Consider the following 21,321-nt stretch of genomic DNA (forward strand, 5'->3'; position numbering starts at 1 on the left):
GTTTGGAGACGTGAGAATGCTTCACCTGTCCGGCACGAAGGATTTGCCAAGCGAGGCCGGCGTGTTGATCAAGGTCGTGCGGCGATTATGCGAGATGATGACCAGCACGACAATAGTTGCAAGGTAAGGTAGTGCCGAAAGCAGTTGCGATGGCACCCCGATGCCGAAGGCCTGCGCGTGCAATTGGCCGATGGTGACGGCGCCGAACAGATAGCCGCCCGCCAGCACCCGCCATGGACGCCAGGAGGCGAAGACGACGAGCGCCAGCGCGATCCACCCGCGCCCGGCCGACATGTTTTCCACCCATTGCGGCGTATAGACCAGCGACAGCTGCGCACCGGCAAGCCCCGCACAGGCGCCGCCGAACATGACGGCGAGATAACGGGTGCGGATGACATTGATGCCGAGCGCATGGGCTGAAGCGTGACTGTCGCCGATGGCGCGGATTTTGAGGCCCGTCCGGCTCTTGAACAGAAACCAGCCGATGCCGGCGACAAGCGCGATGGAGAGGTAGAAGATCAAATCCTGCCGGAACAACAACGGACCGAAGAAGGGAATATCCGATAGCAGCGGAAAGACGATGGGCTGCAGTTTCACACCCGGCAGGCCGACGAAACTTTCACCCAGCATGCCCGAGACGCCGAGGCCGAGAATGGTGAGCGCAAGGCCCGTCGCCACCTGATTGGTAACGAGCGTCAGCGTCAGGAAACCGAAGAGCAGCGAGAAAACCGCACCCGAGGCAATGCCGGCCAGAATGCCGAGATAGGGAGATCCGGTCATATGCGCGGCCGCGAAAGCACAGACCGCACCCATGATCATCATGCCCTCGACACCGAGATTGAGGACACCGGAGCGCTCCGTCACCAGCTCGCCGGAAGCGGCGATAACGAGCGGCGTGGCGGCGGTGATGACGGTGAGGAGAATGGCCTGAAGCATATCCATCATGCCGCTCCTTCTTTACGATGCGCCTTGCCGGAAAAGACGACCCTGATGCGATAGAAAATCAGCGTATCGCAGGACAGCACGAAGAACAGCATCAGCCCCTGAAACACGCGCGTCACCTTGTCGGAGACGCCAATCGAAAGCTGCGCCGCCTCGCCGCCCAGATAGGTCAGCGCCAGCACCAGCCCGGAAAGGATGATGCCGAGCGGATTGAGACGGCCGAGAAAGGCGACGATGATGGCGGTAAAGCCGTAACCCGGCGAAATGCTGGGCTGGAGATGGCCGATGGAACCGGAGGCCTCCGATATCCCCGCAAGCCCCGCCAGCGCGCCCGAGAGCAGCAGCGAAAACCACACCATGCGGCTGGAGGAAAAACCGGCGAAGCGCCCTGCCCGCGCCGATTGGCCGAGCACGGTGACCTCGAAGCCCTTCAGCATGTAGCGCATCATGAACCACAGCGCGATGGCCGCGACGATGGCGAAAACGAAGCCCCAATGCGCACGGCCCGATGCCAGCATTTCCGGCAGAACGGCGCTGTCGTTGAACGGCTTGGTCTGCGGGAAGTTGTAACCGCCCGGATCGCGCCAGATGCCGCGTGTCAGCCAGTCGAGGAAAAGCTGCGCGACATAGACCAGCATCAGGCTGACGAGGATTTCGTTGGTGTTGAACTTCGTCTTCAAAAGTGCGGGAATACCGGCATAAAGCGCGCCGCCCACGGCGCCCATCACCAGCATCAAAGGCAAAAGCAGCGGCGAATGCCAGTCGGGATAAAGCACCGGCAGGATGGAGCCGGTGATCGCGCCGATGGTGAACTGCCCCTCCGCGCCGATGTTCCAGTTATTGGAGCGATAACAGATCGACAGGCCGACTCCGATCAGGATCAGCGGCGCCGCCTTGATCGCCAGCTCGTGCAGCGACCAGACTTCCAGCAGCGGCTCGACAAAAAAGGCGTAAAGCGCGTGAGCCGGATTTTTGCCGAGCATGGCGAACATGACCGCGCCGACAAGCAGCGTCAGCGTGAGCGCCAGAAGCGGGGAAAGCAGGGTGAAAAGCTTCGAAACCCCCGCGCGTTTTTCAAGCTCAATGCGCATGCTGGGCGGCTCCCGAATGTGACGTGTGAATGCCGCCCATCAAAAGGCCGATCTTTTCAAGCGTCATCTCTTCCACCGGATGGGCATCGGAGAGCTTGCCGTCGGAAATGACCGCGATATTGGTGGCGACTTCGAATATTTCATCGAGATCCTGGCTGATGACGATGACGGCCGAACCCGCTTTGGCAAGATCGACAAGCGCCTGGCGAATGCGGCTTGCCGCACCCGCATCCACGCCCCAGGTCGGCTGATTGACCACCAGCACGGCAGGCTGGCGGTCAAGCTCGCGCCCGACGATGAATTTCTGCAGGTTGCCGCCGGATAGCGACCCGGCCAGCGGGTCTGCCCCACTCTTGCGCACATCCATGGTTTCCGAAATACGCCGCGCCGCCGCCTTAATGACTGAGCCACGCACGATGCGCAGGAAACCGCCGGTCAGAAACGCCTTGCGGTCGGAACGCGCCCGCGCCAGCAGCAGATTGTCGGAAAGGCTCATGCCGGGAACGGCGGCGTGGCCATGGCGCTCTTCCGGCACAAAACCCGCACCCATCAGCCGGCGACCATTGATGCCGATACGGCCGACCGGCTTGCCCCGCAGATGGATCGCATCGTTATTATAGACCGGATATTCGCCCGAAAGCGCATCGAACAACTCGCCCTGCCCGTTTCCGGCAACGCCGGCAATCGCCAGCACCTCGCCGGCGCGCACAGTCATGGAAATCGATTTCAACGCCACGGCAAAAGGCGTGCGCGGCGCGACCGAAAGCCCCATGACCTCGATCTGCGGCGCACCCAACGCCTCGCCCGTGGCCCGCGAAACGCTTGCGACATCGCTGCCCACCATCATGCGCGCCAGCGATGCAGGCGTTTCCCTGCGCGGATCGCAGGCCCCCGTCACCTTGCCGTGACGCAGAACGGTGGCGCGGTCGCAGATGCGCTGCACCTCTTCGAGACGATGGCTGATATAAAGCACGGAACGGCCTTCGGCTTTCAGCTTCTCCAGCGTCTCGAACAGCTTGTCGGCCTCCTGCGGCGTCAGCACCGAGGTCGGCTCGTCAAGGATGATCAGGCGCGGATTCTGTAGAAGCGCTCGGACGATTTCGATGCGCTGGCGCTCGCCGACCGAAAGATCGGCCACATGCGCATTGGGATCGAGCGGCAGACCATAGGCGCGCGACAGCTTTTCCGCTTGCCCGGCGATTTCCTTCAATGAAATTTTCGGATCGAGCGACAGGGCGATGTTTTCAGCAACCGTCAGCGCCTCGAACAGCGAAAAATGCTGGAAGACCATGCCGATGCCGAGCCGGCGAGCCTCACTGGGTGAGCCTACGGAAACCGGCTGGCCCTGCCAGATAATATCGCCCTCGGTCGGTGCGAGAACGCCGAACAGCATCTTGACGAGCGTGGATTTGCCCGCGCCGTTTTCACCCAGAAGCGCGTGGATTTCGCCCGGCGCAATATCGAGATCGATGCCGTTGCAGGCGGCGAAATTGCCGAACAGCTTGGTCAGCTTGCGAACGGACAGGAGAGGCACGGCCTCCGGCGCCAAAGTTCCAGTCACGAGTTCCCTCTCTCACCAACCGTCATGCCTTCTTCGAGGCGTTTCAAACGGTTGCGGTCATTGTTCCCAATCCCGCGCCAAAAAGTATGCAATGATACGCGATCAGAACTTATTGATAACGGTTTTGCTGCTGCGCACAACTGAAAAAGAAGCCGCTTAAATGCAATTTGCACAAGCAATAAACGGCTTTACCCTTTTTTCATTTCGCGCCGAGCGAGGGGAAAAACTGCAATATTCCACCGATGCAATAAAGATAGATGCCGCTCGCCACGAAGCCGATCACGGCCCAGGTCGGGGTTTCGAAATGCATCAGCAGCGAATAACCGCCAAGCGCGCACCAGATGAAGACCACGGCGAGATTGAGCGGCCGCAATCGCTTCACCCGCACTGGATGCAGGAAGTTGATCGGCAGGAATGTCAAAAACACCGAAACGGTAACGACAATCATCGCCGTGGTGGCGCTGGCGTCCATGACAAACAGGGTGAACACCACCATGTTCCACACTACCGGAAAGCCGGAGAAGAAATATTCGTCCGTCTTCATGCCCATGTCGGCATAATAAATGGCGCTCGACACGACGATCATGCCGGCGGCCACGAAGGACAGCGGCTCGCCGATCATGCCCTTCTGATAAAGCGCAAAGGCGGGCAGCAGCACATAGGTAACATAGTCGATGATATTATCGAGCGTATCGCCAGACCAGTTGGGCAGCACTTCCTTAACCCTGACCTTGCGGGCGATGGGGCCGTCGATGCCATCCACCAGAAGCGCAAGCCCCAGCCACCAGAACATGTCAACGAAACGGTGTTCGGCTGCGGCGACCACGCCGAGAAAAGCCAGGAACGAGCCGGAGGCCGTGAGCATATGGACGGAAAAGGCGCGGATTTCCGCGTAGGGAACACGCTTATAGTTGAAAATTTTCATAGTCAGCGTCTGTGCCCCGTTTTTTCATCCGCCTGTTCATTCCGGTATGCGGCCATTCACCACGCTTTGCAACCGGCTCAATCCGCTTATCCTAAGACTAATATCGCGGCACAACCAACGAATCTTCACAACCGGATGTTCCGGGACCGAAGTGGATTTACCCGACCAAAGCCTTTATGATGCTTTGGAAATAACAACGGATCAGGACCATGAGACACTTCGATATCGCCATCACCGGTGCGGGACTTGCGGGCCAGATCGCGGCCATCGCGCTGGCGCGGGCGGGCCGCCACGTGGCGCTCGTTGCACCTTCCAGCGACAGGAAGGACCAGCGCACCACGGCGCTGATGGACCAGTCCATCCGCTTCATGGACCGTCTCGGCCTGTGGTCGCGCATCGCGCCTTCGGCCGCACGCCTTTCCACCATGCAGATCATCGACGGCACCGAGCGCCTGCTGCGTGCACCCACCGTGCAGTTCCGTTCGTCCGAAATCGGACTGGATGCCTTTGGCTGGAACATCCCCAACGAGGCTTTGCTCGGCGTTCTGAGCGAAGCGGTCGAGCAGGAACACAATATTACCCGCCTCGATGCCACAGCCGAGACAATCGACATCGGCAACGACCGTGTATCGGTGACGCTTGGCGACGGCGAAACGCTCTCCGCCGATTTCCTCATCGGTGCGGATGGCCGCAAATCCATTGTGCGGGATGCTGCCGGCATCGGCGTCAAATCCTGGTCCTATCCGCAGACGGCCATTGTTTTGAACTTCGGCCATAGCCGGTCGCATGGCAATGTCTCGACGGAATTCCACACCCCCACCGGCCCTTTCACCCAGGTTCCCCTGCCCGGCAACCGCTCCAGCCTCGTCTGGGTCGTCACCCCGCAACAGGCGGAGGAATTGACGGCGCTGCCGCTGGAAGCGCTCAGCCTCCGGGTCGAGGAGCGCATGCAATCCATGCTGGGAGCCGTCACCGTCGAGGACAGCGTGCAGGCATGGCCGCTCTCTTCCATGACCGCACACCGCTTCGGTAAGGGCCGCGTCGCCCTGATCGGCGAGGCCGCACATGGTTTTCCGCCCATCGGCGCGCAGGGGCTGAACCTCAGCCTGCGCGACATCATCGCACTGACGGAATTGCTGAGCGCCGTCTCCGACCGGCCGGTTGCGGCCGATGCCGGCAGCAGCTTCGACCGCAGGCGGCGGGCGGATGTCTACAGCCGCACGCTGAGCGTCGATCTCCTGAACCGCTCGCTGCTTTCCGATCTCCTGCCGGTGCAGATGGCGCGCGCGGCGGGCCTGCACGTGCTTTCCGGCATCGGCACGCTTAGAAGCATGGTCATGCGCGAGGGCATCGAACCCGGTCGTGGGCTGAAGGCCCTGCCCTCGCTGCTGTTCGGCAGCTTCAGAAAGGCTGGATGAAATACACCACGCCGGTCAGCGTGAGGACCGAAAGCACCGTCGAGATCAGGATCGTTGCCGACGCCCGCTCCTGCCAGACGTGATATTGCTGGCCGATGACGAAAACATTCGTCGCGGTCGGCAGCGCGGCCAAAAGCACGGCCGAATAGATCCACACCGGCTCGAACCGCCCTAGCGACGAGAGCACGAGATAAGCGGCCAGCGGATGCAGGATCAGCTTTGCCGGCACGATATAGCTGATTTCCACCGGCACCCGTTTCATCGGCCGAAGCGCCAGCGTCACGCCCATTGCAAACAGTGCGCAGGGCGCCGCCGATTGCGCCAGATAATCCACGAGCCGCTGCACCGCCTCCGGCGGCTGCCATGACAGCGAAGCGGCAAGAAAGCCGGCGATGACGGAGACGATGAAGGGGTGGGTGACGACCTTGCGCGCCACATCCAGCGCAAGTCTTGCCGGAGAGCGCTTGTCACCGCCAGCAACCGCCATCATCGCCGGCGCGACGATGAAATGGGCGGCATTTTCCAGACAGACGATCAGCGCCACCGGCACCGCCGCCTTTTCGCCAAGCGCCAGAAGCGCAAGCCCCGGCCCCATATAACCGATATTGCCGTAGCTTGCCGCGAAGCTCTGGATCGTGGTTTCGGCAAGGCTGTTTTTCCGCACGAACCGGCCGATCAGGAACACAGCCAAGAAAATGCCATAGGTGCAGGCGAGACTGGCCGCGACGAAATCCATTCGCGCCAGTTCTTCCACCGGCGTTTTCGACACCAGCTTGAAAAACAGCGCCGGAAGCGCCGCATAGATGATGAAGGTGTTCAGCCAGCCCATCGCCTCGACCGGCTGCTTCGTAATGCGCGCCGCCCCGTAGCCGATGAAGATCAGGCCGAAAAACGGCAACAGCAATCCGACGATATCCGTCACTATGTTTCCCCCGCAAGCAACTCCAGCGGGAGGCTTAGCCGATTTGCATCAGGATCGGAAAGGTCTCCTGGAACCAGATCGCCACATTGGTGATAAAACCGGACATGAAAGCGAGACCGGTCAGCACCAGCAATACGCCGAGCAGCTTTTCCACGAGGCCGAGATGGCGGCGGAAGCGAACGAGAAAACGCATGAAGGAGCCGGAAAACGCCGCCGCGATCCAGAACGGCACCGCAAGGCCAAGAGAATAGACCGCAAGCAGCGCCGCACCGTCGCCAACCGTATCGCGCGCAGCGGCGACGCCGAGAATAGCCCCCAGAACCGGGCCAATGCAGGGCGTCCAGCCGAATGCGAAGGCAAGACCCATGACATAGGCCCCGGACAGCGTGGCAGGCTTGCCCGCCCCCTGAAACCGCGCCTCGCGCGAAAACAGGCCAATGCGAAACACGCCAAGAAAATTCAGGCCCATCAGAATGATGATGAAACCGCCGATCTTGGCGAGAATATCGAGATTCTGGCGCAGAAGCGTACCGATCGTCGAGGCGCCGGCCCCCAGCGCCACGAAGACCGTGGCGAAACCGAGCGTGAAGAAGAAGGCCGAAAACAGCACGGCCCTGCGAATCTCCGGCCGCGGCGCTGTATCTTCCGTCCTGAACTGCTCGACCGAAACACCCGCCATATAACAGAGATAAGGCGGCACCAGCGGCAGAACGCAGGGCGACAGAAACGAAAGAGCGCCGGCCAGAAGCGCGCTGAACAGGGAAATATCGGCAATCGACAAGAAACAACTCCGCATTCCGCAAAGCCGCCGCGATTCTCGAGCTTCGCCGGCACTTCACGCTTCATTTTCGTGCATGTCATTGCTGCAAAAGGATTTCACCCGTCCGGCCGACATGTCTGAAGCCGGTTTTATCCCCAGCCGCCCCCTCTCTCCAATCACCTTTTCGGGGGTGCGACAAAAAAAACCGGATTGATTGTCGAAACCGCTTTTTTTGGGTTGACCGAACGGATCGCTCTACATATGTTCCGCGCACTTCCGAAGGGCAGCCAAGCCCCGACACGGGAGAGCGTAGCTCAGCCGGTAGAGCAACTGACTTTTAATCAGTAGGTCCAGGGTTCGAATCCCTGCGCTCTCACCAAAAACCCTATAAAAATCAATATCTTACCGGAGATTTCAAGATGTCGTGCGACCTGTTTACGACATTTTGCGACTAATAAAAGTCGCACGTGTCGCACGCCGATTTTCGCCTCCCTAGACAGGCTTTCCACCGGCCCAACGCGTCAGCCTCGATATAATCAGATCTGAAATCCACATCGCGCTTGTGCCTGTCAGGAACGCGGCCGCATTCATCGTCGCGATCGGATCCTCCGGCAAAGGCCAGTTGATGCTGTAGAGGTAATGCAGCAAGGGCGTCGTAAGATAAGCGGCCGCCAAGGCTCCACAGACGGGCGAAGCGATCATTTCTTTCCATGTGACGTTTGGACGCGACAACGCCCGTAATACTCCACCGAAAAGGCCAGCAAGCAGCACGCCCAGCTTGATACCAATTGCATCGAGAAAATCAGTGAAGGACATAATGCCAGCGCTTTCGGATCAGGAGTTGACAAGTGCATTTTGCCATCATGCCCATGCCGTCAAATGAGGCACCTATGGCATCAGACCCTTTGGCATCGGACCCTCGACAATAACTGCCTTTTGAATAAACAGAGAACCGCCGTTACCGGCATTGTTGAACGATGGATAGAAGGCCAGAGACATAAGGTTGGCCGCCGCGTCCGCATCGATAGGAATGCCCGCTACGACATACCAGTTCCAGTCACCCGGATTGGCGGTGTCCAGACCTGTTGTCGTGAGTGGGCCAGCAGGCAATGTTCGTCCCGGCGGGGACTGCGTTCTGGTAACAAACGGCATGTAAGGCGGGCGCTGACCCGCAGTGCGTTTGGCAAGTATCGCCAAACTTACAGTCTTTCCACGCAGAGGGGCTACGTCCGCTTCCAGAAACGTTCGCTGCAAACGCGCAGCACTAGGTGTAGCGCCGGGTTGGATTTCCACACAATAGTCAAAACCGGGATATTGTTCAGTTGTATTCTTCACAATTACCGCAGTCGAGCCGGATACCGTCCAGCCTGTAGGCGTACCACCAGACGGCCACAGCATGTCACCATTGGGCATCAGGTTGGCGCCGGTCAGAGAAACCCAGTCTGCCGTCGAGAAGCCGCCGATAGCCGCGCTTTGCATCCATGCTGAGGAAATCGCGTCAGCCTGTGATTGCGCACCGATGTTACGGCCTTCTAGGTCTGATGGATGAACGCCGGGAGAAACTTCACCCAGTCTGTAATACAGAGGGTCTGATTTGTTCGGCAGAAATCTGCTATGCGTATCGATGATGGTTATATCAGGCTTGGCAAGCCTGACTGCATTTAATGCATCAACGACTTTGTTCATATCAGAATTGTCACGCCAAGGCGTTTGATTGGTCAACGCCTGCGGTACACCGGGCCATTTATGAGAAATCATACCAATTGGACCGAGGAACAAACCCCTACCAAGGTAATTCATGCCCGCCACCGGCATTTCGTAGCTGGTGATGTTGTGCCCATGGTGCCACACAACAAGATCGGGCCGCGCCAGCGCATCAATAGCAGTGGGGCGGCGGGCCTTATCGAACATGGCATACGGCCCTGAACCAGGCAAAGACGCAAGCCAGATATCCAGAGTGGAGCCTGTACCCGTCGCGACAACATCAGCGGCGGCGTAAGCCTTCGGACCATCGCCAGCACCGCTCGGACCCCATTCATCCCACCGACGAATTCGCACGGTGGCGTTATGCTGCGCGCCGAGCCAAGCCCCGAAAAGATAGTAGGGGCCGAACTTCGTATAGGACGTGCTGTCACCGATAATCAGGAGAGACGCGCTCTGGCCCGCCGTCAACTTCGCCTTTACGGGGCTGAAAGCCGTAGAAACCCGAACCGGCCCGCCATTCAAACCCCGCCATGGCGAGATCGAAAGCAATCCTCGCCCAGCCTTTCCGCGAGCAAGCGAGGTGGACGCCAGACGCCGCAACGATGTTGTCATTGCACCGACACCTTGCAGTTTGGAGCCGTTGCACCCGTCAATGAGACGTAAACGTTGCCCGCGCTGACGAAGACAACCTGCCGGATTGGATCGCCGTTCCCGTCCACATTTGCAGCGGAAAGCTTACCGTCCGGAACGGGCACCTGGTCAGCACCGTCGGCGCACTGGGTAAGAAGCTGCAGCGTTCCACCGCCCAGCGATCCGGAATAGGAGAGAACGCGGTAACCCGCATCGCTCTTCGCCTCGATACCCATATTCTCGGTGCCATTCTGCGTGAGTGTTTTCGTCGGCATGTTTTAGCTCCAGCATCCTTGCCGCTGTCCGTTGCGGTCGTTTCCGATGACCCTTTCCGCGCCCGACCTATCGGCGGCAATTAGCGCCACCAGGCCGGAAGGAGAAAGATTATTTTTCGTCCACCCCGCGCAGCTGGTCGCAGGCATCGACTGGCATGCCGTTGCTGCGAAGGCCAAGAACGCAAAGCTCAAAATCTGTTTTGGTCTGCAGGCTCGCATCGTCACCCTTCCTTTGCATCTCGGCCCTGGCGGCCGCCACAGCCATTTCTGCGATCGCGGCCGACTTGCCCTCCCGCTTCGCCGCCGGCACCATCAGCAGCGAGGCGACGGCATAAGTGGCGGCTATACCCGCCACTCCGCCCCCGATCGCCACAAGCGCAGTCTTGAGGCGGTCAAGCATCGAACTCGGCCTTGATCTCGCGATATACCTTCGCGATGTCCGCCCGGCGCTTGATGGCATAAATTCCGGAAAGGCCGATCGCCACGACGATGAGGATCTGCACACGCCAGTCCAACCCGCCGAAGGCCGCCGCTGCAGCACCCAGAAAAGTCAGGATCCACTGCCAGACGGTTTTCGATTTCAGCAGCGGCTTATCGAGCTTTTCCGGATCGACGTTCTGGACCGGCAACGTCGGTTCAGCGGGAGCGCCACTAACGACCGGATCCGCACCAGGCGGCAATTCCGGTGCTGATGGCTTTTCAGCTTGCAGCTGTTTCCCGTCGCCGGAATATCCGGAAGCCAGCAAAGCCTGTTCAAAACGCACGGCATAATCAGCTACCTTTCGGGCGCTCTCGATACCGTTGATGACCCGGCGTGCGTTCACATAGTCAGCGGTCCGGCCATCCAGATAATCCGAGAGCGGGCGGCCGGTGAAGTCGCCGCTCGTCATTCCGAAAAACATGATGCTGATCGCAATACCAGGATCCAGAGCCCTATCAGGATCTGCCACAAGATCGACGCCGACCATCTTTCCCATTCGGTCGTAATTGCTTTTGTGAGTAAGCTGAACGAGGCCGCGGCCGAGCCAGCTTTTCCCCTCATCATCCTTACGCCAATACGGTTTTTTCACCCACGGCAGCTTTCCCGCGGCAAAGGAATTATCCAGCCGCTTGATCGCAACATCGATCGAGGGATTACTTCTCTCCTTGGGACTGCGGGTTTCGAGAATTGGCTGCATCGTCGCTGCCGTCTCATGAATGGTCGTTGCCAGCATGTAAGCCAGATGCCGCAACGGTGTGCGCACAGCCAGAGCGCGATCAAGGATCGCCTCCGTTCCGTTAACCTGCGAACTGGAAAGCGTTCCACCAAAAAGCGGACCGCGTACAGCATCAAAGAAAGCACCCTTTTGCATAAAAAATGGCTCCGGTTTTTCAACTGGAGCCATGGTAGTGGCAAGGATGTGCGGTCAAATGCGTCAGCTACGGCCAAGCGACCGCTGCTGCCGCTTTTGCGTCTGCGATCGTTGTCGCCGCCATCACGGCCGACTTGGCAGAAAGCCTCAAAGCCTCAATCTGCGCGCCGATCTGCAACCATGACCGATAGGCCGCATTGACGATCTGGGCAACATCGATGAGCGTGGACGCCGTGATGCCGACCTCAACAGAAAGAAGCGGATAGTTCTCCCCAACAGGAGCGCTGTCAGCAAGGCACTGCGCGGCTTCCTGAGCCTTTTGCTGATATGTCATCGCCTGACCGCTGCCACCCGTGATGTATCGCAATCGCGCGATCTCAGCGCTGGCATCGATATCGGAAATGAGGAGCGCTTTCCACTGCGCCAGGTCAAGATGGTCCGATGGATCTGGCTCAACAGCGGCCGGCGCATCAACGATCTGAAAGCCGCCGACGATCGAAACCGCGCGCCCACCCAAGATGGCCTGCAGGGCAAGAGCGTAGTCAGCGTCTGAAATGGGTATCGCGTCTTCACGCGGCTCAGTGGAAATACCACCTTCAAAAGCATATGGCATCACTTGATCCTCAGATAAAAATTAGCACCCATGTTGCGCATTCGGTTTTCATCACCGCCCGTCGATTGAATGGTAATGCCCGTGGCAGAATTCCTTACGGCCGTTCCAGGACTTGCGCCGCCCTGGCCACCGAGGCCGATCTGGTTACCATTCGTGCCGGGGCTATTTCCCGCATAGGCAAAGACCTGACTGTTGTCCGAAGGGTTCTGCAAAACGTGACCGTGTGTCGGATCGTTGACGCCATGCGTGTGCGAGGAGATCTGCCCCGCCTGCAGAACGCCGGGCGAGCCGGGGCGCAGGATTTCTCGCGTCGTGTTGATCAGGCGCGCCGTCGCACCGTTAAACGGCGAGCCGACAAGCGACACTGTTGCGGTTGCGCTGATGGTGGGGCTGGATCCCGAAACACTCTCAGCCGTCAAGACGGCCTCATTATAACCACCAACGCCAGCCTCACCGGCGGAAAGAAGGATGTAACGATAACTCCTGTTCTTGGGCGGCGCGACAAAACCGGCCATGCCGACGTCAGCCGGAATAGGCACGCCCAACGGAACGAGAGCCCACGGGTCCATCCCCTCACCGGTAATTCCGGGCGTGGCAAGAACAGTTCGGAAGGAGCTTCCATTGCACTTGAGAACAGCAGAAGCGCCGGAAGGTACGACGAACGGCGCATTGAGCCCGTCTATTTGCTCCGATCCGTTCGGCACCAGTGACAAAGCGCCAACGCCAATGTTTTTTACGGCAATCGTGAATTTGGCACCCAACGTCACAGCAGCATCAAGGGCGAAGCTGATTGATGTTGCCTTGTTGGCGAGCAGGATTTTGCCGTTATCCCCGGAGGTGACCGCATAATTATCGATCTTGATTTCGGTCAGGTAACCAAACGAGCCATCATTCTTTTGATCTTCGCGCGCCATGGGGATGCCGCCGACAGTAACGCCATCACCGCCATGGATCCGACCAGTAACGACATTCCAGACAAAGACGCCCAGGGGAATAACCTTTGTGGCAACACCAACTGCGGTCGATTTGACTTGAGAGATAGGGGTGACCAACGTAATTCTCCGCTCTGTTAAAGATTTTCGAGCCAGCCGAGATCGTCACCAAAAAGAGTGAGATCATCCTCGAGCCAACCGAGATCGTAAAAAGTGCCGGGCTGAAACCCGACATATGCAGCCTGCGCTGCATCCACGAGGTTTTGCGCCTGGGCAGCGCTGGCCTGCGATTGCGCTGCAGAAACCGACGACTGCTGCGAATAGATTTGCGCATTTTGCTCTGAGGCTTGAGCTGCAGCGGCGTGCGCCGCCGCCTCTGCGACATAGTCACCGATTGCGCCAGCCGGAGGGCCCGCGCGCAGGGTATTCCCCTCGATGTATAGTGAGCTACCATCGGGAATGCCGTTTTCGAGTATGACGCCCTGCCCGCCGAATTCACGCAGGACTGCCCTGTTGGCGTCTCGGCGCAGTTCCTGCAATGTGGAAGCGATCTTTGAGAACTCTCGCTCTACAGCGTCTGGATTGATTTGCGTCCCCTTGCGAACGCCTGCGGTACGCTCTGGGAGGCGCTCGCCAACAACTACATATTGAACGAGGCTCGATATGGTCGCGGGAAACTCGATGGTGAAGTGATCGAAAGGATGGCCGGAAACTTTCTGGACACCAACCGACGCCAGCGTCCAGTCTCCGCCAGTTGCCAGGCGGGTGAAAACAGAAACGTCCTCAGCATCGAAAATCTGAAAATCGAAAGGCCCATAAGTGAGCCGGCCATCACCCAGCAGGATCTGACTCATGCGCAACTGGCGCGGCAATGGATAGGGTGTATCGGCCATGGTTGCCCTGCCTGAAATTTCGATCAGGCAGAGCGTAAGGGAGTGAAGGGAACGTTAAGTGCGCTTGGCGCGATCGGCTCCAGACTTTGATGTTACCTCGAGATTTTTCGGAAGAGGCTTGCTCGAGCAACGCATATGGATCTCACGCGCGAAGAGTTTACGCGCCTCCTCACGCTCGGCATCACTCGCGGCCGCAAACGGCAGGAAAAACACACCGAGCAACGCGCCGCCGACAAGCCCCACCGCCATTCTTTGACCAGTCTTGTTGTCAAACTCGAGCGCGGCCTTTCTAATATCCCGGCATTCCTTCGTGTTGTATTTCGGATCATTTTCCGGCAGCGATGCTGCGTATTTATCCGGCGTGACAGTGCAACCGGCAAGCATAACCGCCAGGCTGATAATCAATGCTCTTTTCATTTTACCCCCAGAAGAAAGCGACAGAACAACCATGGCACGAAGCCACAACAAATTAAAAGCTATACTCTAATCTGTCCCCAGCGCAGTTTCAGGATTGGGAAGCCGCCGGAACGTCAGCTCGCCAGGCTCCCACCAATGCGAGGCTTTCGCCTTCTGAGACTTGAAGCTTTTGTCCGCGTCCGGATCCAGCAACCATTGCAACTGGTCAACGAAGGCGCGGCGATACCAGTGACGCGTTGCCGGATGCGAAGACAGGATCGGCGTATAGCGGCCGACATATTTCGCCGCCGCGCGGCCAACCTGCTGATCCTCCGGGTAGATGATCGATTGAACGCCCTTTAGCGTCAGATCCACAGTGTCCGAAATGAACGCGCCACCGATGCCACCCAACGTGGCAGTGAGACCCTGCCCGAAGCGGTTTTCCGACTTGTCGACGAAGTCAGCGAACAGGCCGCCGCCACCGCCCTTGACGAAGGCTTTTACCCAGAATTTGACCTCCGTCATGTCCTCGGGGTCTTTCCCGTTGAGGACACCCAATATTTGGGTGTACATCGCCGCACCCATCGTCAATGGAATAGCCATGGCAGCAAAATATCCGGATCCGCGCGCGATCCGCCCGCCAGCGCTTTTCGAAAGCATGGAATAGACATACATCGCTTCCATCTGCCGCGCCGTGAAGCTCATGCCGAAACTCATGAACTGGGAACCAAATTCGGCAATTTCCCCGAGAATGGTGCCGCGCTCTACCTTGCCGGTCAGCACGCTCTTGATACGCGGATCTCCGGCCGGCACAGATCTTTCCTGCCATTGCTGGATCAGCTCGGCATATTTCTCTGCAAGCGTCCGATCACCTGTTTTTTCGAAAACGCCGCCGGGATCCAGAAAACCCATACTGTCAACGCCGGCGCGCATCCTATGCCAGTCGTCGGGCGTAATGCCAAAACCTTCCATGGCGCGCTGCAGAAGCGGGTTAAGGTCGATCCAGTCTGTATCTTTTTCAGCCAGGCCGCCCAGCGTCTCATGCCAGGCCGTCGCCTCGAGGCGCTTGCGGGCATCGGTCAGGGGCGAAAGCGCATTCCAGGTCAACGACCGGTCGACAACGTATCGGCTCCATTCGTGGCCAAACATCTGATCGACGAAGCGTGCACTTTCATTCATCGTGTGCAGATAATCGTCCCAGATCATCGCCCGCCGTGCCATGGCCTTTCTATCACCGTCACTGGCAAAGCGTTTGAGTATCCCGCCGAAACCGCGAACGACCGGCAGGCCTGCAAGGCGGCGGGAGGCAGCAGCCACGAACGGATCCGTTGCGGCGGCCAGAATGCCGGTTGAGCCCAACGCTGCCGACGTTGCGAGATTTCGGATATCGCCTGCCCACTGGGCCGGACCACTCATCACGGTTTCCCGGCCTCGCAATGCCCGCCAGAGACTGTCTACACGGTATTCCGCAATCTTCACCGCATCCAACCCCGGAACTTTCACACCCTCGATAGTGAGCGCTCCAGCCTGCCGTTTGCCGATATCGACCTGCACTGCCTGCTTCAGCCATTCGATCGTCGCGTCCGGGTTCGGCCCGAAACGCTCCATGGCAGCGATATCGCGCGACACACTGTTGATGTGGTTGAAAATGGAGCCGATCGCGTCGGAGCTACCGAACTTCTCGTTATAGGTCAGCCAGCTTTTTGCATCCCTGAAAATCAGGAAGCGACTGTCCTGGTACTTGCTGGCAACCTTGCCTTTGCCGAACTTGCGCCCTTCCGGCCTCCGATGCGCCCAACCATCGGAGGTGATGGTTTCGAACACATAATCAAGCGAGCTATCGAGGCCGTTGGCGCCGATCACCTCCCCCGTGTTCGGATTGGTCATGTTTTCCGGATCGAGCAACGGCCGGATGAAATCTTTCCAGCGCTGACGCGCCTCCTCCGGCGTCCGGCCGAGCTTGCGGATCGCGCGCCGGTTATGGCTATGCACGATGCCCCAGTCCTGGCGCTTCGGAATATTCCCGCCGGCATCATTGAAGCGCAGACGCAGATCCTCGAGGACGCCGGTAAGAGCGCCGGCAAGCGCTTTAGCGGTCGGGTTGCTCACATGCTCGCCATGCATGGCGGTGATGAGGTCCGGAATGTCCACCTTATTCAAACGACGACCGAGACCCTTGGAGCGGCGGAAATGATACATCACATCGGAAAGCTGGCGATGCGCCATGGCGATGATGGCATTGGCCTTACCGGCCATGCTCTGGGTGCCCTTGAAGCCATTATGGATCATGAGAGACAAAACCGCATCGAGCTTGTCCGGACGGCCACTCTTATTGCGATAATTCTCGATGAAGCCTGCCAGATCCTTGCGGGCGGCTTCCGTCAGATTTACCTGCCGGCGCATCTCTTTGGCGTCGGCGCGCAAGGCGGCCGCCACCTCATCGCGTGCGGCGGCCATTGCCTCCCGCTCCGACATGGCCGTGCGCTTGCTGTTAAAGCGGGCGTCGTAATAGCGGTGCAGCTCATCCGCCTGGCGCGAATTGATCGCACCTTGCGCAACGGCGGAAGCCAGACAATCTCGCAAGCTCATAGTTTACATGCCTCCAAAAGATCGGCGAGAAATTCAGGCTCCGACGCCATTTCAAGCGCTTCACGGGCGGACACCACGCTGACCTTGCCGTCACCATCCTCGATCGCCATAAAGTCGAAATAGTTTTCAGGATTACCGTTCACATCGCGTGCAGGCTCAGCGAGCTCGCCAGCGCGGATCTCGGCATTAAGCATGCCGGCATCGTCCAACGGCTCTGCAACGTTGCGCGGTCGGATCGTCTGTTCCTGCAGCGACTGCACCGATGACGATGCCCCTGCAGGATCTTCCACCCGACGCGCCGCCGGCTGGGGCGAAATGGCCCGATCGGATACAGCATCCGCCGCCGCCTCCACCCGCGAGGTGGCAGCATCGATGCGCCGCGATGCATCGGCAATGTCAGATGCGAAGAAGGTGTCGGCGATATCGTCGATCGCATTTGCATCGCCGCTATAAATCCGCTCGTAGTCATCCGGGCGCATCGTAAGGAGGCGGCCGGCCTCCTGCTCCGCAAGCATGCGCTCGACGATCTCCGGAGGCGGGAAATTGTCCGGATCTGCCGCATATCGCTCTGCCGCCTGCATAACCACGAGCTGGGCGGGCGTGGCATCTTGCGCCACCATGTAATCATCGAGAACACGTTCTTCGAAACTGCGATTGATGAGATCAAGCTTTTCCGGCGTGAGCTCAACATTCATGGCCTTCGCCATCGCCTCGATATCACCAGGCTGCGGGTTGCCATCGAGGACGCGCGCAACGATATCTTCGCCGCCTTTTCCCATGCGATAAACTCGAGCTAGCTCCGCACCGCCCTGGATGGACCCGCCAAACAGCGAACCGAACACTGCTGCAACGCCGGCGTTCTGCAGCATATCACCCATGCCATGCTCGAGGCCGGCAGCGCGCTTGCGCTCCTGGCTCAGCCCCTGCAGGACAAGCTCTTGCCCACCGTTCAACAGCGCTTCCGTCAGCACGGTCTTGCCGATCCGCCCCGCAACCGTCGCCGATTGCGCGCCGCCGGCACCAAACATTGCCATGCCCCATTGCGTCGGATCTCTGGCCGCCCCTCGAAGGCCGCCGGCGAGCTGCGCGCCCAATCGGCCAGCAGCGCCGAGCTCGGGCGAATTCAGTGCTTCCTGAGACGCCTTCTCGGCATCTCGCATCACCTGATTGTGGGCTTCTTCGACACTGGTGGACAAAACCTGCTCGATTTCCTGCCGATATTTTCCCGACAGGGAAAGAGCTCTTGCGTTGAATTCCTCTTCTCGAGAAGCCCTGGTTTCATCATCAACCGACGAAAACGCCGTACCGCCACCACCCAGTGACATCGCCATGACGGCAGCGCGATCTGGATCCAGATCAACAGCCGCCGCCTCGCGCATGGGATTGGGCAACGTCTGGCCGGTTATGTCGGCGATGAGCTTGATGCGTTCTTCATAGGCTTTATCGAGACCATAATAATCCGCATTCGTGTTCTCGATCAGCCGCATGGTTTCATCGGTCGCGCCGGCGGCCTTCGTCCAGGCCTCACCCCAGCTTTCGGGACCGGCCGAGCGGCTTGCAGGCAATTCCTTGACGTTCGGCAGCTGTATCATCGATATGCCCCCGGAACGCGCGCACCGAGCTTGCCGCGCATGCCAGCAAGATCGAGCACAACGGGATTGCCGTCCTTGTCGGCGATGAACTGCGGCGAGCTGCTGGAAAGATCGCCCAACGCAAATGCATAACCACCGTTGACAGCAATAGGCGCAGCCTTCTGAAAATCACGTGCCGTCCAGGTGCGGCCGTTCTTCGCCACCACCTGCCCCACGTCGCTATCCTCGAGCGCATCGATGAGATCGCCGAATTTGTCAGCGCGGATCGATGGCGGCACGAGGATCTGTCGCGCGCGGGAAAAGACGCCACCACCAAATTTTGTGAAGCCTCCAAACTGAACGCCATTTGAAAAGGTGGCGCCTGCGGCCTCCTGATAAGCCTTCTCGTAGAACGGCCGCGCATCATCCTTCTTGGGATCAATGCCGGCATCGTAAAGACGCTTGCGCGCGATCGCGGCGGCCGCCTCATCCAGCCGGTTCACCTCCGCAGGAGAAAACTGCAGCGCATCGCCGGCGATCTTTTGCGCGACCGGAATGCGCTTTGTATTCGGAATATCCGTATAGGCCTTGCCCTCCGGACTTTTACCGAAACCGGAAATGAGATCGAGCGCCGCCTGCTTATTGCCACCAGCCGCAACCAGCCCGCCGGAAAGAGCCACCGCCGGCGCAGCTTCACCCAACTCGCGCAAAACGCGATCGGCATCACGGCCGGCCGCATCGACTAGGCCGGCGGCGATCGCCAGCCCCTTTGTCGGATCCGCTTTCACCGCGGCCTCGATCTGCTCGGCCTCACCCGGCCGGAAGTATCGCGGCGAAACACCAAAGTGCTGCCCCGCGGCGTTCGATGCATTGATGCGCTCAGAGAAGGCACCCGATACCATCGCGGGATCAACGTCACCATCCAGTGGCAAGCCCTCCGAAACCGGGAGCACGCCGAAGCGCTCCGCAACACCGAGCGGGTCGCTCTGCAGTTCCTTGCGATGATCCGCGATCGCCTTGCGGGCAAAATCGATATCGTCAGCCGTCGCATTCTCACCCAGGATCGCCTTGACGGATTTTTCAACATCGCTGATCGGCTGGGTTCGAATGGCGTTGGAAACTTTCATCCGTGTGAGCGTGGAGGAAACAATTTCCTTCCCGCGCGGAGCTGTACCAGCATCGAGCTGGAAACGCGCCAGCTCGTCAGCGCCAACCGGAAGACCACGGGCGATGCGCTTTGCCATCTCCTCCCCGCGCTTCTCGAGGTCCGCATTCGATTTGGTGTCCTGCGTCCGGCGGGCGCTTTCAGCTCCGGTCAGACCTTTGTCGATCGCATCCCAGTCATCGGCCGTCACACCATCCAGCTTTCCGGCCGCGTAGTCGCGCTGCATATCTGCGCGCATTGTCTTGATCTGGTCGGCATTCATCGTCGCCGCTTGCTTCGTGTAAAAGCCAACCGTCAGATCAGAGCGGCTTTTGCGCTTGGCCTTCTCCGCTTCCGCTACCGTAAGCACACCGCGCGCAACGGCGCTGTCATAGTGCGCATCGATCGTCGACTGCGTGTCCGCCAGCGCCGCACCGGCTGCATCGTCATCCACCTTGAGGCCGGCGAGCTGCTGGCTTTTACGATTTTCCAGATCATCGACGCGGCCAAGAAAATCGACACGGTTTGCAGCGTCGGCCCGCTCTTTCTGATCCGCCCTGGCTTTACTCAATAGGGCCGCAGATCGCTTATTATAAGCGGCAGTATATTCGGGCGCGATTTCCTCGAAAACATTGTCGCGGAGATCTGCCGTCAGATTTTCCGACAATGCCTTTTCAAGCATCGCCGGATCATCCTTGTAATGCTCATAGACCGCCTGCTGGTTTTGCACCATGGCAGCATCAGCCATCTCCAGATAAGTGCGGGTCCCCTTGACGTCGAAAGCACGACCATAAACCGTGTCTCGCCCGGTTGGGCGGAAGGTACCCACTTTGCCCGAGGTGATAGTGACCTCCTCGCGGACAGGAGTAACGGAAACCGGCTCAACAGACGACGCAGACGGCAGCTTGTCGTAGGAGCCACCGCCGGGAGCAACTTTCGAAATCCATTTGCTCGCAAACTGGCCAGCCGTCATATCAGCGGTCCCGCCATTCAGACGAACCGCATCATGACCTACGACGTCAACAGCCAAGGCATTTGGATTTGCAAGCAGCTTCGAGGCACCGCCCGCCCCTTGTTGATGTGCAAGGTATAACTCTCCCGCACTGGGGTCGCGACCGAGTGTGTTTCGCAAATGATTGCGATTGTCACGCATCAGTCGAGCGGCAGCATCTGACGCTTGGGCGGGATCATAGCGGTCTCTCAACCCGTATTGCCCGGCGGTCTTATCGACGAATTGAAAAAGCCCACCTGCCGATGAGCTGCTGTTCTTTGCGTAGGGATTGAATGAGCTCTCAATGCCGGCGATCTCCGTCAAGGCGTGCGGATCGACACCGTTACGCACAGCCGCGTCGGCAATCATCGTCCGGAGCTCCGCGGGCGGCACCTTCACGCGGACCCCACTTGAAACTTTCTCGCCTGAATATCCGCCACCCGTCATGACGGAAGCCGTTGGCGCACCCTCCAGCGCCGCGCGCCTGCCGGCGAGTTCACCAGCTCGCTCCGCCTCGCGATCAGCACGCTGACCAAATTCGTCAGCCATGCGCGCAAGGCCTGCCGCGACCTTGCGCTCGAGATCTCCGCCCTCGCGTGAAACCGATAGCAG

19 protein-coding genes and 1 tRNA gene are annotated in these 21,321 nt (G+C 59.2%); 2 read left to right on the forward strand and 18 right to left on the reverse strand.

Annotated features, from left to right (window positions below; translation table 11 throughout):
* Nucleotides 1-21: 21 nt before the first annotated feature.
* The 4 genes from PIB16_RS16810 to pcsA form a co-directional block, all read right to left on the reverse strand.
* On the reverse strand, nucleotides 22-942 hold the full coding sequence (locus PIB16_RS16810) for an ABC transporter permease (RefSeq protein WP_170985897.1): 921 nt from the start codon (nucleotides 940-942) through the stop codon (nucleotides 22-24).
* Nucleotides 942-2,033 (reverse strand): ABC transporter permease, encoded by a 1,092-nt coding sequence (locus tag PIB16_RS16815; RefSeq protein ID WP_003523441.1) that lies wholly within the window; start codon nucleotides 2,031-2,033, stop codon nucleotides 942-944. The genes PIB16_RS16810 and PIB16_RS16815 overlap by 1 nt, the downstream gene beginning before the upstream one ends.
* Nucleotides 2,023-3,582, reverse strand: coding sequence for an ABC transporter ATP-binding protein (locus tag PIB16_RS16820; protein ID WP_065655174.1), 1,560 nt, complete (start codon nucleotides 3,580-3,582; stop codon nucleotides 2,023-2,025). Before PIB16_RS16820 ends, PIB16_RS16815 begins: the two co-directional genes overlap by 11 nt.
* Nucleotides 3,583-3,793: 211 nt before the next feature.
* On the reverse strand, nucleotides 3,794-4,519 hold the full coding sequence (pcsA, locus tag PIB16_RS16825; protein ID WP_035263562.1) for a phosphatidylcholine synthase: 726 nt from the start codon (nucleotides 4,517-4,519) through the stop codon (nucleotides 3,794-3,796).
* A 209-nt stretch (nucleotides 4,520-4,728) separates the two neighbouring features.
* On the opposite strand from pcsA, the gene PIB16_RS16830 reads away from it, so the two are divergent.
* Complete coding sequence (locus tag PIB16_RS16830; RefSeq protein ID WP_271045971.1) at nucleotides 4,729-5,937, forward strand: UbiH/UbiF family hydroxylase; 1,209 nt, start codon at nucleotides 4,729-4,731, stop codon at nucleotides 5,935-5,937.
* Here PIB16_RS16830 and PIB16_RS16835 read toward each other — a convergent pair.
* Together PIB16_RS16835 and PIB16_RS16840 are read right to left on the reverse strand one after the other, a co-directional pair.
* Complete coding sequence (locus PIB16_RS16835; RefSeq protein ID WP_271045972.1) at nucleotides 5,921-6,859, reverse strand: AEC family transporter; 939 nt, start codon at nucleotides 6,857-6,859, stop codon at nucleotides 5,921-5,923. The genes PIB16_RS16830 and PIB16_RS16835 overlap by 17 nt on opposite strands.
* A gap of 34 nt (nucleotides 6,860-6,893) precedes the next feature.
* Entirely contained in the window at nucleotides 6,894-7,640 is a 747-nt protein-coding gene (locus PIB16_RS16840; RefSeq protein ID WP_003523449.1) for a cytochrome c biogenesis CcdA family protein, read from the reverse strand.
* A gap of 282 nt (nucleotides 7,641-7,922) precedes the next feature.
* Here PIB16_RS16840 and PIB16_RS16845 point away from each other — a divergent pair.
* A tRNA-Lys gene (locus tag PIB16_RS16845) sits at nucleotides 7,923-7,998 on the forward strand.
* A gap of 113 nt (nucleotides 7,999-8,111) precedes the next feature.
* On the opposite strand, the gene PIB16_RS16850 is transcribed toward PIB16_RS16845, so the two are convergent.
* The 12 genes from PIB16_RS16850 to PIB16_RS26715 form a co-directional block, all read right to left on the reverse strand.
* Nucleotides 8,112-8,435 (reverse strand): hypothetical protein, encoded by a 324-nt coding sequence (locus PIB16_RS16850; protein ID WP_271045973.1) that lies wholly within the window; start codon nucleotides 8,433-8,435, stop codon nucleotides 8,112-8,114.
* Nucleotides 8,436-8,507: 72 nt separating this feature from the next.
* Nucleotides 8,508-9,935, reverse strand: coding sequence for an SGNH/GDSL hydrolase family protein (locus tag PIB16_RS16855; RefSeq protein ID WP_271045974.1), 1,428 nt, complete (start codon nucleotides 9,933-9,935; stop codon nucleotides 8,508-8,510).
* Entirely contained in the window at nucleotides 9,932-10,228 is a 297-nt protein-coding gene (locus PIB16_RS16860; protein WP_271045975.1) for a hypothetical protein, read from the reverse strand. The genes PIB16_RS16855 and PIB16_RS16860 overlap by 4 nt, the downstream gene beginning before the upstream one ends.
* A 109-nt stretch (nucleotides 10,229-10,337) precedes the next feature.
* A complete protein-coding gene (locus PIB16_RS16865; RefSeq protein ID WP_271045976.1) occupies nucleotides 10,338-10,628 on the reverse strand; it encodes a hypothetical protein in 291 nt (96 codons plus the stop codon).
* Complete coding sequence (locus tag PIB16_RS16870) at nucleotides 10,621-11,613, reverse strand: glycoside hydrolase family 19 protein (RefSeq protein WP_271045977.1); 993 nt, start codon at nucleotides 11,611-11,613, stop codon at nucleotides 10,621-10,623. Before PIB16_RS16870 ends, PIB16_RS16865 begins: the two co-directional genes overlap by 8 nt.
* Before the next feature lie 34 nt (nucleotides 11,614-11,647).
* Nucleotides 11,648-12,193, reverse strand: a complete 546-nt coding sequence (locus PIB16_RS16875) for a hypothetical protein (protein ID WP_271045978.1) — start codon at nucleotides 12,191-12,193, stop codon at nucleotides 11,648-11,650.
* Nucleotides 12,193-13,245 (reverse strand): hypothetical protein, encoded by a 1,053-nt coding sequence (locus PIB16_RS16880; RefSeq protein ID WP_271045979.1) that lies wholly within the window; start codon nucleotides 13,243-13,245, stop codon nucleotides 12,193-12,195. Before PIB16_RS16880 ends, PIB16_RS16875 begins: the two co-directional genes overlap by 1 nt.
* Nucleotides 13,246-13,262: 17 nt before the next feature.
* Nucleotides 13,263-14,018, reverse strand: a complete 756-nt coding sequence (locus PIB16_RS16885; RefSeq protein WP_271045980.1) for a hypothetical protein — start codon at nucleotides 14,016-14,018, stop codon at nucleotides 13,263-13,265.
* 54 nt (nucleotides 14,019-14,072) lie between these two features.
* Entirely contained in the window at nucleotides 14,073-14,468 is a 396-nt protein-coding gene (locus PIB16_RS16890) for a hypothetical protein (RefSeq protein ID WP_271045981.1), read from the reverse strand.
* A 33-nt stretch (nucleotides 14,469-14,501) separates the two neighbouring features.
* Entirely contained in the window at nucleotides 14,502-17,003 is a 2,502-nt protein-coding gene (locus PIB16_RS16895) for a hypothetical protein (RefSeq protein WP_271045982.1), read from the reverse strand.
* Nucleotides 17,000-18,490: a hypothetical protein gene (locus tag PIB16_RS16900; RefSeq protein ID WP_271045983.1), complete on the reverse strand. Its 1,491-nt coding sequence runs from the start codon at nucleotides 18,488-18,490 to the stop codon at nucleotides 17,000-17,002. Before PIB16_RS16900 ends, PIB16_RS16895 begins: the two co-directional genes overlap by 4 nt.
* 101 nt (nucleotides 18,491-18,591) lie before the next feature.
* Nucleotides 18,592-21,258, reverse strand: a complete 2,667-nt coding sequence (locus PIB16_RS26715) for a transglycosylase SLT domain-containing protein (RefSeq protein WP_333779998.1) — start codon at nucleotides 21,256-21,258, stop codon at nucleotides 18,592-18,594.
* Between the last annotated feature and the right edge of the window lie 63 nt (nucleotides 21,259-21,321).

This window comes from Agrobacterium sp. ST15.13.015 (assembly GCF_027871645.1).
Classification (GTDB): Bacteria; Pseudomonadota; Alphaproteobacteria; order Rhizobiales; family Rhizobiaceae; genus Agrobacterium; species Agrobacterium leguminum.